This window comes from Cellulomonas jepli (assembly GCF_047229345.1).
In the GTDB taxonomy this organism is placed as follows: domain Bacteria; phylum Actinomycetota; class Actinomycetes; order Actinomycetales; family Cellulomonadaceae; genus Cellulomonas_A.
Genome location: NZ_JBFTER010000016.1, coordinates 18,061 through 34,054, shown reverse-complemented (window position 1 = coordinate 34,054; position 15,994 = coordinate 18,061). Strand labels below are relative to the sequence as shown.

The window sequence follows — 15,994 nt, the reverse complement described above, 5'->3', positions numbered from 1 at the left end:
ACTACCGTGGACCGACCCGACCCAAGGAGCGCCCCGTGACCATCCCCGTGCCCGAGAACCCCGACGTCGCGCAGCCCGCCACCGTGCCGGGGGCGTCCGAGGAGGTCGAGCTCCTCGAGGTCGACGAGACGGTCCCGCCGCGCCCGGAGGAGGAGATCGCGGACGTCGCCCGCTCCCTCCCCGACCCGGACGGCCACGGCGGCACACCCGAGGCCGAGGTCACTGCCCGCGAGCTGCCGTGACTGCGACGGTCACACGGCTCGACGAGGACGACTGGGAGCGGCTCGCGGAGATCCGGTTGCGCGCGCTGCGCAGCGACCCGGAGGCGTTCGCGTCGTCGCTCGCGCGCGAGGAGCTCTTCCGGGAGCAGCACTGGCGGATGCGGCTGCGCTCGAGCCCCTGGTGGGTGGCGACCCCGCAGGGCGCCCCGGCGGTCGGGCTCGCCTGCCTGATCGAGGAGCCCGGCTCGCCCAGCACCGACCGCCATCTGGTCGCGCTGTGGGTCGCACCCGAGGCGAGGAACCGCGGCGTGGGCACAGCCCTGCTCGCGGAGGCGTCGCGCGAGGCGTCCGAGGCCGGAGCGGAGACGCTGTCCCTGTGGGTGCGGGAGGACAACGCGGCGGCCCTGCGCCTGTACGACACGCTGGGCTTCGCGGCCACGGGGGAGCGGCACCCGGTTCCCGGACGCGAGGGGCTCGTCGAGGTCCGGTACGTGCGCGTGCTGGCGCCGGGGGACGCAGCGGGCGCCTGACGCGCTCCCGTCGACGTCGCACCGACGGGCGCCTGGCGTGCGCGCGGTGCGGCGGCCCGCGTCGTCGGCGTGGCTGCCTCGGTGTGGTGTGCGGGGCCTTGAGCATGCCGTGACGCTCAGGCGTCGTAGGTCTGGCGCGGGCTTGCTGCGCTCCGTCGGGTTTTCTTCCTGCTGCGTTCCCGGTCCGGCGTGGGGTCGCCGGCCACCGGCATCCGGAGGCGGGTGCTCGGCGACGGTAACGGCGCGGAACATATCGCAACTGATGGTTGCGCTTACGGTCGCAGCGGCGTAGCGTCTTGCGCAACCGAACGTTGCAGGAGGATGCCATGGAGCAGGGAACGATCGAGCGGGAGATCTACGTCGACGCCTCGCCCGAGGTCGTGTTCGACGTCGTGAGCAGCCCGGAGCACCTCACGGGCTGGTGGCCCGACGAGGCGCGCTACGAGCAGGTGCCCGGTGCGCCGGGGGAGATCGTCTTCGGCGACCCGGCGGACGGCGGGGTGGTCGTGGCGTTCACCGTCGTCGACTCGCAGCCGCCGCGCACGTTCTCGTTCCGGTGGACCCACCCTGCAGGGGAGGTCGCCGCCGCCGGGAACTCGCTGCTCGTCACGTTCGAGCTGACCTCGTCGGGCAGGGGGACCCTCCTGCGGATGACGGAGACCGGCTTCCGCGAGCTCGGCTGGGAGGCGGCCGTCCTCGAGCACCAGTACCGCGAGCACGTCGCGGGCTGGGACTTCTTCCTGCCACGCATCGCGCCCTATGTCGCGACGCTCGAGGTGCGACCGTGAGCACCGCGACGGCCGCGCCCGTCGACGACGAGCTCTGGTCGGCCGTCGGGGACCCGACGCGGCGCCGCATGCTCGACCTGCTGCTCGCCGACGGTGGGGGCACCGCCACCACGCTCAGCCAGCACCTGCCCGTGACCCGTCAGGCCGTCGCCAAGCACCTCGGCGTGCTCGATCGCGTCGGGCTCGTCACGGCGGCACCCGCGGGCCGGGAGAGGCGCTACCAGGTCGACGAGGCGCAGCTCGCGCGTGCGGTGGCCCAGCTCACCTCGGTCGGATCCACCTGGGACGCCCGCCTGCAGCGCATCAAGCGCATCGCCGAGGCGATCGAGCGCGCGCAGCAGGACTGAGGGCGCGCGGAGGGCGCCAGGGCCAGGGGCACCCGGGTTGTACACACGGTGCCGGCCGACCCCAGGGCGGCTCGTGCGGGGGAGTGCGGCCCTCGAGAGAGGACCGCAGTCTCCGAGGCGGAGACGCGTTAGTGCGTGCGTCACGACCCGGGTCCTGAGACGCGCTGCGCGTGCGCAGTGATCGTGGCGCGTCCGTCCCGCAACGCGGCCTGCCTGGTGGACTCCGCGACGGGCCGGAGTGACTGGGGCGAGGGAGACACCAAGGCGCAACGACCGAGTGGAGGGAGTGTCCAAGCCGGCGGGGCCACCACGCGCACAGAGCGATCGAGCGGGTGGGGACGCGGAGCCGAGTGCACGCAGAGCCGGACGCACCGAGAACCGGACGCACCGAGAACCGGACGCACCGAGAACCGGCACACGAAGAACCGAGCACACGAAGGAGAGACGAGATGGTGGACATCCTGCACAGGGTCGGGGCCGTGACCCCGACGACGGCCGCCGTGTACGACGCGCTCACGCGGGTCGACGCGCTCGCGGCCTGGTGGACCGAGGACACGCAGGGGAGCGGCGACGCGGTCGGTGACACGCTGGCGTTCCGCTTCCCGGCGGGCGGCTTCGACATGGAGGTGGTCGAGCTGGTGCCGTCCGAGCGCGTCGTGTGGCGGGTCGTCGACGGGCCCGAGGAGTGGGTCGGGACGACCGTCGAGTGGGACCTCCGTCACGAGGGTGAGCACGCGATCGTGCTGTTCGCGCACCGCGGCTGGCGGGAGCCGGTGGAGTTCATGCACCACTGCAGCACCAAGTGGGCGTCGTTCCTCCTGAGCCTGAAGTCGCTCGTGGAGACCGGCGCGGGTGCACCCTCGCCGCGGGACGTGCGCATCGACAACTGGAACTGAGCCGACGCGTCGGGGACCGGACGAGGCCGCCGCTCCACGCCGTAATGTCATAATGTGCATTATCGGCGTTACACCAGGAGGCGGAGAGAGCGCGGAGAAGGGGCTTCCGGCTGCGGTGCCCGACCCGGTGTTCCGCGCATCGAGTCCGGTCCCGCCGTGGCGCCCGCCGGTTCGAGCGCACGACGACGAACGCGGCAACGTCCTGCGCGTGTCGGCGCCTGATGGAGCCCGGCGTCAGTGTCGCCGCGTCGACTCGGCTGCCGACAGCTCGTCCGTTCGTACCGGGCGGCTCCGACACGGCCGCTGCTGCGTCGGAGCCGCCCGGTACGAGCACGCCGGCGGGAGCGCCGCCCGAACGCCCGACGCTTCGACGTCCCCGCGAAAGTCTCGGTCCCGGAGCTGCTCGGCAGGCTGAGGTAGCACCGGCGCCGAGGTCGCCCCGACGCCCTGCTCCGCCGGCCGAGTCGATGCGTGCTGCGCCGGGCGCACGGTGTGCTCGACGCCTCGACGCCTCGACGCCTCGACGCCTCGACGCCTCGATGCCTCGGCGCTCGCGGACGCGTGGCATGTCGCAGGCCGGATGCCCGGCGTGCTCACAGCCTCCGGAGCGCCTCGCCCACCAGTCCAGCTGCGCCCGCCCCAAGTGCGTACATAACGGACATTATCTACGTATTACGTCCAGCAGGCACGCGCTTGACTCTAGCGCCTCGGTGGCGGTGCGCCGCCGCTCCCCTCCGTCGACGCCGGCCATCACTGCTCGGACCGGTGCACGGCACGGTCCTCGCGTCGCTGCCTGCACCGCGCACTCCCGGTCGAGCACGGGCCTCTGCGCTGGCGCCGTCGCGCGCACTCCCCCGCGCCCGGCGCTCTGCCCTTTCCGCCCTTCTCCTGCAGGCGGGCGCTTCCTAGGTTGGGCCTCAGGACGTCGGTCGATCCGACTCGTCCGTGCTCGAGCGATGCGGAGGCGCACGATGGCTCGTCGAGGGATGGTCGTCGCGCTGGCCGCGGTTCTCGTGGCAGCGGTGCCCACGCCCCCGGCCACGGCCGGGCTGCCGGGACCCCGGCCGGTGTGGTCGATCGAGGCGCTCTCCGCACCCTCGCAGCAGCATGCCGTCGCACGCGACGTGAACTCCTCCGGCCAGGTCGCGGGGTGGGTGAACGGCGACACCGTGCCGCATGCCGTCGTCTGGCAGCCGGACGGCTCGATGACGCTGTTCCCCGACGACCGGTACCCGTCCTCGTCGGCGACGGGGATCAACGAGCTCGGTCAGGTCGTGGGTACCGGAGGGGGGATGTACACGGCGATCCGACCTTTCGTCTGGGACGTCGCGACCGGGCAGGTCACCTGGCTGGGCGCGCTCGGCACGGGCAACGCCGCGTACGGGCAGGCGATCAACGACGCCGGTCAGGTCGTCGGGCACTCCCGGCTGCAGACGGAAGGTCCCGCCCGCGCCTTCCTGTGGGACCCGGCCACCGGGCGGATGGACGACCTCGGGACTCTCGGCGGGACGACGTCGGAGGCGCACGGCATCAACGACGCCGGTCAGGTCGTCGGGCAGGCGATGCGGGAGGACCAGCGCTGGAGGGCCTTCGTGTGGGACCCCGGCACCGGGGTGATGACGGATCTCGGGGCAGTCCGGGAGGACGGGCAGTCGTGGGCCGCGGACATCAACGACGCCGGGGACGTCGTCGGGACGTCGACCGTCGAGACCGGCTCCGCCGGCTTCCTGTGGTCGGTGCGCACGGGTCGCATGACCGCGGTGCCCGGCATGGCGTGGGCGACCGGCATCAACGAGCGTGGCGACGTGGCGGGCTGGCAGGTGACCGAGACCGGGTACGAGGCGGCCGCCGTGTGGCCGAGGTCCCGCGGGTCGGTCGTGCGCCTGCCGGCCCTCGGCACCGAGCAGCCGCCGCACATCGGCCCGGGCGGGTGGTCGTCCCCCGGGGACATCTCCGACGAGGGCGTGGTCGCCGGGCGCGCGTAGGGGTACCGGGACGACGGCAGCTTCCTCGAGACGCCGGTGCTCTGGGCGCCGCGCCGGTCCTGAGAGCGTCGGTGCGGTCATGTGGGTGGCGGGCGGCAGACTGCCCGTATGGGCGGCCTGAGCTTCGCGGACGAGGTCGACGTCAGCCCCGACTCGCCGCTGCTGCCCGTCTTCGTCGACTGGGTCACCGTCCTCACGGGCGAGAAGTCCCGCGCGACGGTCCGTGCGTACGTCGCCGACGTGCAGCTGGTCGCGCGTGCGCTGACCGAGGTCCTGGGGCGACACGTGCCGCCGTCTCTCGAGGGCGCCGCCTCGCAGCGGGTGCCGGCGGGTGTGAGCCCGACGACGTACCACGAGACGGTCCGGCTCGTGTCCGTGCTGACGCTCGGCGACCTGCACCCACGTCACCTCGCGGAGGCGTTCGCCGCGTTCGGGTCGCAGGCCCCGGACCGGCGCCGCGTCGTCCGCCCCGGGATCGAGACGGAGCCGCGCCGCGCCTCGACCCGCCGACGTGCGGCGGCCGCGTGGACGGCGCTGTGCGAGCACGCGCGCGCACACGGCCTCCTGGCGGCGAACCCGATGAAGGACCCGCGCATCAGCAGAGGCCCCAAGCCCACCTACTCCCCCACGCCCTTCGAGCTCCACGAGGCGGAACGCTTGCTGCGGACGGTCGCCACCGCCGACGCCGCCCGGACGTCGCGGCGTCCGTGGCCTGCGCGGGACCTGGCGCTGGCGTCGGTCCTGCTGACGTCGGGGATCCGGCTCTCCGAGGCGTGCGCGGTCACCGTCGGGGACGTGCGTGACCTCACCGGCTCCCCGCACCTGCACGTCCTCGGCAAGGGTAACAAGCACCGCACCGTCCCGCTGGCGCGTGCGACCGTCGGCACCCTCCAGACGTACCTCGCGGAGCGGGAGCACGGGCTCGGCGAGCCGCGGCCGGCGGAGGCGCTCTTCGTGCAGCGGGACGGGCGGCCGTTCACGCCTCGCGCCATGCAGCACCTCGTCTACCGCTGGTACGCGCGCGCCGGGATCACGCCGCGCGGCGAGTCGTGCGTGCACGCGTTGCGGCACACGTTCGCGACCCAGCTCGTGAACAGCTCGGCGTCGATCGTCGAGGTGATGGAGCTGCTCGGGCACGAGAGCCTCGACACCACGAAGAGGTACCTGCAGTCGGTCGGGTACGGCCTGCGCGACGCGGTCGAGGCGAACCCCGGCGCGCACCTGGTGCACGAGGTCACGCGTCCCGACGCGGTGGTCGACGCGCGGCGCTGACACGGGCAGGACGGTGCCGGGCAGCATCGTGCCGGGGCGCACCCCGCGGCGTCGCCGGCGCGCGACCGTCCCGCTCATGCGCACCGCACGCACGTCTCAGGCGCGGGCGTCCCCGAGCGCGACCGTCCCGCGGATGTGCACCGCACGCACGTGTCAGGCGCGGGCGTCCTCGAGCCGACCCAGCGCCCGGACGTCCCGGACGCTGACCTCGGCGACGCGTGGGTCCTCGGCGGCGAGGGCGGCCCGCACGGTCTGGAACGACAGGCGCAGCCCCCGCGCGCTGATCGCGAGTCCCGCCGGGGCGATGACGCCGGTGCGGCGGTCCTTGCCCGGGTGGATCCGGATCCACAGCGCCGCCGGGTCCGATCCGCTGAGCCGGCGCACGACGTCGCTCCGGGCGGCGAGCCACACCTCGAGCGAACGGCGGGCGGGGTCGGGCAGAGGCATGGACCCGGCGCGCAGCGTCACGACGTCGCGGCGCGGTCCGAGGTCCTCGACGCGCAGCCGCGCCAGGTCGTTCTCGCCGGCGCCCGTGGCGGCGAGCAGGTGGACATGCGCGGAGAAGCGTGCCCAGACGGCGGCGGGGACTCCCCAGGGGCTGCCCGAGGAGGCCATGGACAGCAGGTACCGGCCTGCACGCGGGTCGTGGACCGCGGCCGCCGTGTCCGGTCGGCTGAGGGCGTCCCCGACGTCGGCGAGCCCGGGGACGAGGTGGTGGTCACGCACGTACTCGGTGAGCGCCCGGGCGGCGCTCGCGCGCGCGCGGACCCCGGCGACGGAGGCGGGTCGTCCGTCCTCGGGGGTCTCCCGGGCGGCGAGCCAGGCCGCGAGGGCATCGGGCTGCAGCGCGTCCTGCGCGTGGCCGCGCCCGGCCTCCTCCGCGTGCTCGCACAGGTCGCGCAGGGCCCATCGGCGCTGACGCTGCGTGGACGCTGACGCCTCCAGCCCGGCGAGGTACCGGTCGGTCACGTCGTGGATGGTCAGGGTTCGACCTGCGCTGCTCATGGCACAGGTGTACCGGTTCTCACCCACACCACGGGCGCGGTCCGTTATCGCGTCACGCAATCGATAACGGAAACACGCCCCTTCCTCTCCCCTCCTTGCGTCCGTGCGCGGCGCGCACGCCGGGCCGGCCGAACTGCGCCAGGACCAGGAACGAGAACGCATGTTTCCGTTATCGCACTGCTCGATGCCTCCTGCTTCGTATCGGCACGACAGAGCCCGAGGTCGAGCCCCGAGGCCCTTCTGAGCTCGTTCCCTCTCCCTCGCCCCTTCGCGCACCTCCTGCACAGGACACACCCGCCGCTCGCCTCCACACTGTGCGCATGCGCAGCATCGGAATCGAGGAAGAGTTCCTGCTCGTCTCCCCCGACGGGGCGCCGCGAGCGGTGGCCGCCGCGGTGCTGCAGCACGCGTCCGCCGGCAGGCCCGAGCCGGTCCCCGACTCCACACCGGGCGGCGAGCTCGAGAAGGAGTTCACGCAGGAGCAGGTCGAGACCTCGACGCACCCGTGCACCGACCTCGACGCGCTGCTGACGGAGGTGCGGTCGGGGCGTGCTCGGGCCGACGCGTCCGCCCAGCACGCGGGCGCGCGCGTCGCCGCTCTCGGGACCGCACCCCAGCGTGTCGCAGCCACCGTCATCGCGAACCACCGGGCCCGGCTGATCCGGACCGAGTTCGGGCAGGTCGCGCGCGACCAGCTGACGTGCGGCTGCCACGTCCACGTGGAGGTGCAGGACGACCACGAAGGTGTCGTCATCATCGACCACCTGCGCCGCTGGACACCGGTGCTCCTCGCCCTCAGCGCGAACAGCCCCTACCACCAGGGCGAGGACACGAGCTACGCGAGCTTCCGCTCGCAGGTGTGGGGACGGTGGCCGACCGCCGGGCCGACCGCCCCCTTCGGCGACGTCGCGACGTACCGCTCCGTCGTCCGGGACCTCCTGGCGAGCGGCACGATCCTCGACGACGGGATGGTCTACTTCGACGCCCGGCTGTCCGCGCGCTACCCCACCGTCGAGGTGCGGGTGCCGGACGTCTGCCTGGACCCCGCTGACGCGGTGCTGCAGGGCGCCCTCGTCCGCGCGCTCGCCGACACGGCGGTCGCCGAGGCGCAGCAGCCGACCTTCCTCGAGCAACCCCGCACCGAGCTCGTGCGCGTCGCCGCGTGGCGTGCGGCACGCTCCGGCCTGAGCGGCGGGCTCGTCGACCCGGTGCACGGCACCACGGTGCCCGCCGCCGACGTGGTCGCCGGGCTCCTCGCCCACGTGCGGCCGGCGCTCGAGGCCTCCGGCGACCTCGAGTGGGTGACGAGCCACGTCAAGGAGGTCTTCGCGCGCGGCAACGGCGCGATCCAGCAGCGCCGGTGGCGCGAGGACGGGGCGGACGACTCGGCGCTCGTCGCCCGCGCGGTCGAGGCCACGCTTGCCTGAGACTGGTCCCATGACCCCAGAGCCGGACGGCATCCCCGGCACCTCGCACCCCACCGCCCCCACCGGGACGGGCCCCGCACAGACTGCGACCTCGACGACCGCGCCCGCTGCCTCCGCCCGCGCCGGCGACGCGGGCCTGCTGCGGCGCATCGGCGCCCTGCTCGCGCCGCACCGCGGGGCGCTGCTGCTCGTCGCGCTCTCGATCGTCGTGGCGTCGGTCCTCGGGATCGTCACGCCGTTCCTCACGCAGAGGGTGTTCGACGACGCGCTGTTCCCGGTCGACGGCTCCGGGGTCGACCTGCCGCTGCTCACGGGGCTCGTCGCCGCGATGATCGTCATCCCGCTGCTGAGCGCCGCGATCGGGGTGGGGCAGACGTACCTCACGACCAAGATCGGCAACCTCGCGATGGCCGACCTGCGCGGCCGCCTGTTCGAGCACCTCGAGCGGATGGAGCTCGCGTTCTTCACCGCGACGAAGACCGGCTCCATCCAGTCGCGCCTCGCGAACGACGTCGGCGGCGTCCGCTCCGTGCTGACCACGACCGCGTCGTCGATCCTGTCGAACACCGTCACGGTGCTCGCCTCGCTCGTCGCGATGCTCCTGCTGAGCTGGCAGCTCACGGTCGTCGCGGTCGCGCTCATGCCGGTGTTCATCGTGCTGCAGCGCCGCGTCGGCGCCCGGCGGCAGGTCATCGCGCGCCAGACGCAGGAGTCGCTCTCGGACATGACGGCGATCACCGAGGAGGCGCTCAGCGTCTCCGGGGTGCTGCTGACCAAGGTGTTCAACCGCTCGGACACCGAGATCGCCCGGTACCGCGCGGAGAACGACCGCCAGGTCACCCTCCAGGTGCGGCAGGCGATGGCCGGCCAGGGGTTCTTCGGTGTCGTCACCGCCTTCATGGCGATCACACCGGCGCTCGTGTACCTCGTCGCGGGCTACATGATCGCCGGACGTGCGGGGACGGCCACGCTGACCGCCGGCACGCTCGTGGCGTTCTCCACGCTGCAGGCCCGCCTGCTCATGCCCGTCATCTCCCTCATGCGCGTCGCGCTCGACGTGCAGACGTCGCTCGCGCTCTTCCGGCGCATCTTCGAGTACCTGGACCTCACGCCGGCGATCACCGACCGGCCGGGCGCCGTGCACCTCGACCCGCAGCGGACGCAGGGCCGGGTCGAGCTGGACCACGTGTGGTTCCGGTACCCGCCCCCGCCGCGGCTGACGCAGCCGGCACCTGCGCCGGGAGGGCGCGGAGGCGGCGGCTTCGGCATGCGCGGGGCGATGGTCGGTCTCGCGGCGCCGTCCGGCGGCGGGCACCCCGGCGGCGGCGGGGCGGTCCGGCTGCCCCGCGACGAGCCGGCACCCGGCGCCGGCGACGCGCTAGCCGGCTCCCGACGGCGCCCGTGGGCTGTCCGCGACGTGTCGCTCGTCGTCGAGCCCGGGCAGCTCGCCGCGTTCGTCGGGCCGTCGGGCGCGGGCAAGACGACGCTCAGCTACCTGGTCCCGCGGCTGTACGAGGTCGACCGCGGCGCGGTGCGCGTCGACGGCCACGACGTCCGCGACCTGGCGCTCTCGAGCCTCGCGGACACCGTCGGCATGGTCACGCAGGACCCGTACCTGTTCCACGCGACGATCGCCGACAACCTGCGCTACGCCCGTCCCGACGCGACCGACGACGAGCTCGTCGAGGCGTGCCGCGCGGCCAACATCCACGACCGGATCGAGGCGTTCGAGCACGGCTACCGGACCCTCGTGGGTGAGCGCGGCTACCGGCTGTCCGGCGGGGAGAAGCAGCGGATCGCGATCGCGCGCGTGCTGCTCAAGGACCCTCGCGTCCTCATCCTCGACGAGGCGACGTCCGCGCTCGACAGCGCGTCCGAGCGGCTCGTGCAGGGTGCGCTCGCGCGGGCGGTGCGACAGCGGACGACGCTCGCGATCGCGCACCGGCTCTCGACGATCCGCGACGCGGACGTCATCTTCGTGGTCGACGACGGCCGCGTGGTCGAGCGCGGCTCGCACGACGAGCTCGTGGCCGCTCCCGACGGGCTGTACGCACGGCTGTACGCCGAGCAGTTCGGCGGCGGGCGGGTCGAGGCCCGGTTCTCCGACGGGGTCATGTTCACCGACGGCGTCGTCCTCGCGCAGCCGGCGCCGCCGCACGCCTGATCGTCGACGCCGGGGGGCCGACCGCGGTGGGTCGGTCGACCCGTCCGCACGGGGCAGCCACTCTGCTCGCGTCGACCTCCTCGCCCGCAGGTCCCCGCCGGCCCCGCACCCGCACCGGCCCGCTCGCGCCAACCACAGACCCGGTGCCGGCGACCCCGACCGCCGTCGGCGACGACCCGCCGCCTCCCCCGCGCCCCTGTCGGCGACCGTCACGCCATGAACCCCGACGACGACCAGCTGCTCCCGCGCCCGCGCCCCCATCGGGAGACCCTCCCGCCGGACGAGCCCGCCGGGCGCTCCCTTGCGGACGACGGGCCCGGCCCCCACGCTCCCGCGCCGGACTCGCACCCGACACCCGCGGCGGTGCCGGACCCCTGGGACTCGCTGCGACTCCCGGAGCACGAGACGCCCGACGCGGTGGGCCGCACGGTCGAGAGCGCCGACGAGGCCCTGGCGCTCCTGCTCGGCCTCGTCGGACGCGACCGCTCGGGACCACCGGCGCTGTGGTTCGTGCTCCTCGACGCCGACGACCGGGTGCTCCCCGTCGTCCTGCCGATCCCCGAGGTCCCGCTGGTCGCGGACCCGGTCGTGGCGGCGAACCTGCTGCACGTCCTCGCCTCCGTCCTCGAGCACGACGCCCCCGGCGGCTCGCTGCTCGTGGCGTACGTCCGCCGCGGAGGCGGCGACCGCGGCGCGTTCGAGGGCGGGTGGTCGCGCGTCCTGCAGGCGGAGGCCGCGCAGGCGGGGGTGCGTATCCGCGCCGAGGTGGCCCTCGGGCAGGACCGGGCCCGGGTCCTGGACCCGCGCTGGTGACGGGTGTCACGCACGAGCGGGTCACCCGCGACGGCCCCTGATCGACCCCGACCAGCCGGTAGGCGAGACGTCCGTCACATCCGCGCGGCGCCCCGTGCGGGGGTTCGTCCGGGTATGCCCGGCTCGGCATCTGCGCTGCTCCTGGCCCCGCGCGCGTTCACGAGACCTTCACGGCAGACTGGAACACCCAGGGTCCCTCCATCGTTGAGCCCGGTGGAAGATCTCGTAAGGCAACAGCACGGAGGTCCACAGATGTCGAACCGGTCACTGCGCGGGATGCGCATCGGTTCTCACAGCATGGAGACCGAGGACGGCGTCGAGTTCGCCCCTCGTCTCCAGGCGCACTACGACTGTCCCAACGGTCACACCATCATCCTCCCGTTCTCCGTCGAGGCCGACGTCCCGCTCGTCTGGGAGTGCCGATGCGGTGAGGAGGCGCTCCTGCGCGACGCGTCGCGCCCGGAGCCGAAGGCCGGCAAGCCGCCGCGCACCCACTGGGACATGCTGCTCGAGCGCCGGACGGTCAAGGAGCTCGAGGAGCTCCTCGACGAGCGTCTCGGCCTGCTCCGGGCGGGCAAGCTGCGCCGCAGCGCGTGACGCCGTGAGGGCGTCCGCACCGCGATGAGGTGAGGATCCACGAAGGGCGGGTACCGGCAGCTGCCGGTACCCGCCCTTCGCCGTGCGGCCCTTGCGGGTCGTCCGTGCGCGCCGGCGCGGCGCGCACGGGGTCGTGCGCTCCCTCACTGGCGCGGCGGGCGCCGACTCGTGCCCTCCCCCGCCGTCGTGCGCCGCGAGTCCTCCGCCGACGCCCCGGCGTGCGTCCGCCCGGGCCTCAGCCGACGCCGTCCGGTCGCTCCCCACGCCGGATCCGCCGCGCACCCGCCATCCCCGTCACCACCATGCACAGAGCCAGCACGTCGACGACCCACGCCGGCCACCCGCCGAGCCGGGACGCGAGCGTGAGGGAGTCGCGCAGCGGCAGCGACGCGACCAGCTGCTCGGCGGTGAACAGTCCGGTCTGCTCGCTGACGACGCCGTTCGGCTGGATCACCGCGCTTACCCCGACCGTCGAGATCTGCACGGTCGCCCGACCGTGCTCGACGGCCCGCACGCGGGACATCGCGAGCTGCTGCGTCGACTCGGCCGTGTAGCCGAAGGACGCGTTGTTGGTCTGCACGACGAGCACCTCGGCGCCCGCCCGGACGGCGTCACGGGGCAGCGCGTCGTACGCGACCTCGAAGCAGATGACGTCACCGATCCCGACGACGCGGCCGAGCCGCTCGGACTCGAGCGGGACCAGACCGACCTTCGTGCCCGGGAGCATGTCGTTGCGGACGAGGTCGACCGCGGACGAGAACGGCCGGACGAGCGACCGGAGCGGGATGTACTCGGCGAACGGCGCGGGGTGCTGCTTCGAGTACGTGGCCACGACGCCTTGTGCGGGGACCCACAAGACGGCGGTGTTGTACCGGCCCCCCGACTCGGGGTACTCGACCGTCCCGACGAGCATCGGCGCCCCGACGGCCCGCGCCGCGGCGTCGATCTCCTCTGCGGCCTCGGCGTCCACCTGCGGGTCGACGTCGGTCCCGTTCTCGGGCCACAGCACGAGGTCGAGCTCGCCGGGCTCGACCTGCTCGAGCAGCGCGTGGGTCCCGACCGCGTGGTTGTGCAGCACCTCGCGCTGCTGGGCGAACGCGTCCAGGCCGGGCGTCGGGACGTTGCCCTGCACGGCCCCGACCTCCAGGCGCCCGGACTCCGCGTCCGACGGGAGCGGCACCAGGAGCGCACCGACGACGATCGCGAGCGCGGCACCGACCCGCAGCGCCGTGCTGCCGACCGCGAGCCGACGCGCGGCGAGGACCGCGAGGGCGAGCAGGACGCCGATCGCGGCGGTGAGGAGCGACAGGAGGGGCGCTCCGCCCCACGAGGCGTAGGCGAGGACCGGGGAGTCCGCCTGGGAGAACGCGAGCCGGCCCCAGGGGAAGCCGCCGAAGGGCCAGGCCGACCGCAGCTCCTCGACGGCGACCCAGAGCACCGCGAACACGATCGTCTGCAGCCCGGCGTTGCGCCACACCGCGTTGCCGCGCCGGGCCCAGGTCCACGCGGCACCGAACAGCGCGACGAAGCCGGCCTCGACGACGGACAGGGCGACCCACGGCACCGGGCCGACGGCGTAGTCGGCCCACGCGATGTGCGGGAGGAAGAAGACGAGGCCCCAGACGAGGCCGAGCAGGGCGTTCCACCGGGCGCTGTCGCGTCGCATCGCGAGGAACAGGGCGGCGACGGCGAGGTAGGCCGTCCCCCACCACCCGAGGTCGGGGAACGCCGCCCAGGCGAGCACACCACCGACGGCGGCGAGCACGAGGCTGAGCGCTCGCGAGGGCTCTCGGGCTGGCACCGCAGAAGCCTACGTCAGCCGGGTGACCCGGCCGACCGGCCCGCGTGTCCTTCGTGCCGGACGCCACGACCGTGTGGTGCGGCGTACGTTTTCTACTGAACACGCGGGCCCAGCCGGGTCCTCCTGTACGGGCGGCGGGCCCTGGGTGCTCAACGCATCTCCGGACCGACCGTCGTCCGCCAGAGCGGAACACCACGTGAACCTACCGGCTGCTCAGCACGTGTCAAGGCCGCGTCGTCGCAGGTCATGCGTCTAGCGGCTGGTCAGCGCGGCCCGTCCCGGCGTGTCGTGCCGGGTGGTCCCGGCGTGTCGCTCGGTGTGTCGGCGTGACGGTCGACACGTCCGCCCGTTGGGGTGGCGCTGCGGTGCGGTCAGCCGAGCTCGTCGTGCAGGACGACGCCCGCACGCACCGTGCGCAGGCAGCGGGGCGCCGGGGCGCCGGGGCTGACGTCGGGCAGGAGCGGTGTGCCCGCGCGGGCGTCGGTGCTCCACGCGGAGACCCGGCCGTCGGCGGCCTGGACGGTGAGGTGCTCGGCCCGCCACACGGCGAGGTGCGCGGGTGCGCCGAGCCGGATCTCCCCCGCGCCGGTGTGGTCGAGTCCGGCGGCACGCCAGCCGCCGCGCGTGTGCGCACGGAACGCCGCGCGCGCGGAGATGCGCTGGTCGGGGGCGTGGTGCGTCACCGCCGCGCGCACGGCCCCCCAGGGGTCGAACGGCGTGACGGGCGAGTCGGACCCGAACGCCAGCGGGATGCCCGCGGCGGCGAGGTCGGCCAGCGGGTGCAGGGCGTCGGAGCGCCCCTCGCCGAGGCGCCGGGAGTACATGCCGCCGGTACCGCCCCACGCGGCGTCGAACGCGGGCTGGGTGCTGACCCGCACGCCGAGGAGCACGAGCGCCGCGAGCGTCGGGGCGTCGATCATCGACGCGTGCTCGAGCCGGTGGCCCGCGCCGCGGATCGCACCGACCCCCTCGACGTCGACGGCGGCGCGCAGGCCCACGAGGACCTCGTCCATCGCTCGGTCGCCGATGACGTGGAAGGCGGCGTGCGAGCCCGCGCGCGTGACCGCGGCGACGTGGTTGCTCACCTCGCCGGCGCTGAGGTGCAGGACGCCGCGGGGGTGCTCGGTGCCGGCCGGGGCGTCCGCGTACGGGGAGCGCAGCGCGGCGGTGCGGGAGCCGAGCGAGCCGTCGACCGACAGGTCGCCCCCGATCCCCGTCAGCCCGGGGATCGCTGCGAGGAGGTCGCGGGCGTCGTCGCTCGTGACGCACAGCTCGGCGCGGTAGCCGACGACGTGCGGCAGGCCGGACCCGGCCTCGGTCGTCATCCCGAGCAGCGCCACGAGGCCCTCGCGGGTGTCGACGTGCGGCGCGCTGTGCTCGTGCAGGGCGACGATGCCCGCGGCGGCTGCGGTGCGCAGCACGCGCGCGTAGAGAGCGTCGCGACGGGCCGCGTCGACGTCCCGGGCAGCGTCGCGCGCCGCGTGGTGCGAGTCGAGCGTCACGAGGCCGTCGTCGCGCCAGCCGCGCAGCGCCGGGAGCCCGAGCGCCTCGGCGAAGGACGTCGAGACGACGGCCGAGTGCACGTCGACGCGGGCGAGGTAGACGGGTGCGCCGCCCGCGGCGCGGTCGAGCTCGTCGCGCGTGGGCGCACGGCCCTCGGGCCAGGCCAGCTCGTCCCAGCCGTGACCGAGGAGCGGGAGGCCGGCGCGCTCGCCACCCGTGGCGCGGACGTCCTCGGCGGCGGCGTGCACGGCGTCGAGCGCGTCGGCGAGCGACGTCACGCCGGCCGCGGCCGAGAGGTCCACGCCCTCGAGCGCGAAGCCGGTCTCGAGCACGTGGGCGTGCGCGTCGACGAACGCGGGGGCGACGAGTGCGCCGTCGAGGTCGACGACCTCGTCGGCACGGTCCGCGAGCCCGTCGGCGGTGTCGTCGGCACCGATCCACACGATGGTCCCGTCCTCGACGACGAGCGCCTCGGCGAAGGGGTCCGCGGACGAGTGGACGACGCCGCGCCGGTACAGGGTGGAGGTCACACCCGCACGATAGCCAGGTTCACCGCGCCTGACCTGCGAAGGAGCCTGCACGAGCGGGCACGGGGGCCGAGCAGCGTCCTCCCCCGGTCGCTGGCGCCCGTCCCAGGCACCTCAC

Annotated in this window: 14 protein-coding genes; 11 read left to right on the top strand and 3 right to left on the bottom strand. The window is 74.4% G+C overall.

The window, feature by feature from the left end; genetic code table 11:
- The first annotated feature begins 35 nt into the window (after positions 1-35).
- The 7 genes from AB6N24_RS05990 (at position 36) to AB6N24_RS05960 (ending at position 6,039) form a co-directional block, all read left to right on the top strand.
- Positions 36-242: a hypothetical protein gene (locus tag AB6N24_RS05990; protein WP_258727079.1), complete on the top strand. Its 207-nt coding sequence runs from the start codon at positions 36-38 to the stop codon at positions 240-242.
- Positions 239-751, top strand: coding sequence for a GNAT family N-acetyltransferase (locus AB6N24_RS05985; protein ID WP_412868508.1), 513 nt, complete (start codon positions 239-241; stop codon positions 749-751). The genes AB6N24_RS05990 and AB6N24_RS05985 overlap by 4 nt, the downstream gene beginning before the upstream one ends.
- Positions 752-1,077: 326 nt before the next feature.
- Positions 1,078-1,539, top strand: a complete 462-nt coding sequence (locus tag AB6N24_RS05980; RefSeq protein WP_412868507.1) for an SRPBCC family protein — start codon at positions 1,078-1,080, stop codon at positions 1,537-1,539.
- A complete protein-coding gene (locus tag AB6N24_RS05975) occupies positions 1,536-1,886 on the top strand; it encodes an ArsR/SmtB family transcription factor (protein ID WP_412868506.1) in 351 nt (116 codons plus the stop codon). The genes AB6N24_RS05980 and AB6N24_RS05975 overlap by 4 nt, the downstream gene beginning before the upstream one ends.
- 449 nt (positions 1,887-2,335) lie before the next feature.
- Positions 2,336-2,782 (top strand): SRPBCC family protein, encoded by a 447-nt coding sequence (locus AB6N24_RS05970; RefSeq protein WP_412868505.1) that lies wholly within the window; start codon positions 2,336-2,338, stop codon positions 2,780-2,782.
- 971 nt (positions 2,783-3,753) lie between these two features.
- Positions 3,754-4,767, top strand: a complete 1,014-nt coding sequence (locus AB6N24_RS05965) for a hypothetical protein (protein WP_412868504.1) — start codon at positions 3,754-3,756, stop codon at positions 4,765-4,767.
- Positions 4,768-4,875: 108 nt separating this feature from the next.
- On the top strand, positions 4,876-6,039 hold the full coding sequence (locus AB6N24_RS05960; RefSeq protein WP_412868503.1) for a tyrosine-type recombinase/integrase: 1,164 nt from the start codon (positions 4,876-4,878) through the stop codon (positions 6,037-6,039).
- 153 nt (positions 6,040-6,192) lie between these two features.
- Here the strand turns inward: AB6N24_RS05960 and AB6N24_RS05955 are convergent, their stop codons facing one another.
- Entirely contained in the window at positions 6,193-7,044 is an 852-nt protein-coding gene (locus tag AB6N24_RS05955) for a hypothetical protein (RefSeq protein ID WP_412868502.1), read from the bottom strand.
- Between the two features lie 320 nt (positions 7,045-7,364).
- On the opposite strand from AB6N24_RS05955, the gene AB6N24_RS05950 reads away from it, so the two are divergent.
- The 4 genes from AB6N24_RS05950 (at position 7,365) to AB6N24_RS05935 (ending at position 12,045) form a co-directional block, all read left to right on the top strand.
- Positions 7,365-8,471 (top strand): carboxylate-amine ligase, encoded by a 1,107-nt coding sequence (locus tag AB6N24_RS05950; protein ID WP_412868501.1) that lies wholly within the window; start codon positions 7,365-7,367, stop codon positions 8,469-8,471.
- A gap of 10 nt (positions 8,472-8,481) precedes the next feature.
- Positions 8,482-10,635 carry an ABC transporter ATP-binding protein gene (locus AB6N24_RS05945; RefSeq protein WP_412868500.1) on the top strand — a complete coding sequence of 718 codons (2,154 nt, stop codon included), beginning with the start codon at positions 8,482-8,484 and terminating at the stop codon, positions 10,633-10,635.
- A 216-nt stretch (positions 10,636-10,851) separates the two neighbouring features.
- The gene (locus AB6N24_RS05940) at positions 10,852-11,448 is read left to right on the top strand and encodes a hypothetical protein (protein WP_412868499.1); all 597 of its coding nucleotides are present in this window, start codon (positions 10,852-10,854) and stop codon (positions 11,446-11,448) included.
- 252 nt (positions 11,449-11,700) lie between these two features.
- Positions 11,701-12,045: an RNA polymerase-binding protein RbpA gene (locus AB6N24_RS05935; protein ID WP_034626998.1), complete on the top strand. Its 345-nt coding sequence runs from the start codon at positions 11,701-11,703 to the stop codon at positions 12,043-12,045.
- A 235-nt stretch (positions 12,046-12,280) separates the two neighbouring features.
- Here AB6N24_RS05935 and lnt read toward each other — a convergent pair whose 3' ends face one another.
- Together lnt and AB6N24_RS05925 are read right to left on the bottom strand one after the other, a co-directional pair.
- Complete coding sequence (gene lnt, locus AB6N24_RS05930; RefSeq protein WP_412868498.1) at positions 12,281-13,846, bottom strand: apolipoprotein N-acyltransferase; 1,566 nt, start codon at positions 13,844-13,846, stop codon at positions 12,281-12,283.
- A 371-nt stretch (positions 13,847-14,217) separates the two neighbouring features.
- On the bottom strand, positions 14,218-15,879 hold the full coding sequence (locus tag AB6N24_RS05925) for an amidohydrolase (RefSeq protein WP_412868497.1): 1,662 nt from the start codon (positions 15,877-15,879) through the stop codon (positions 14,218-14,220).
- Positions 15,880-15,994: the final 115 nt, after the last annotated feature.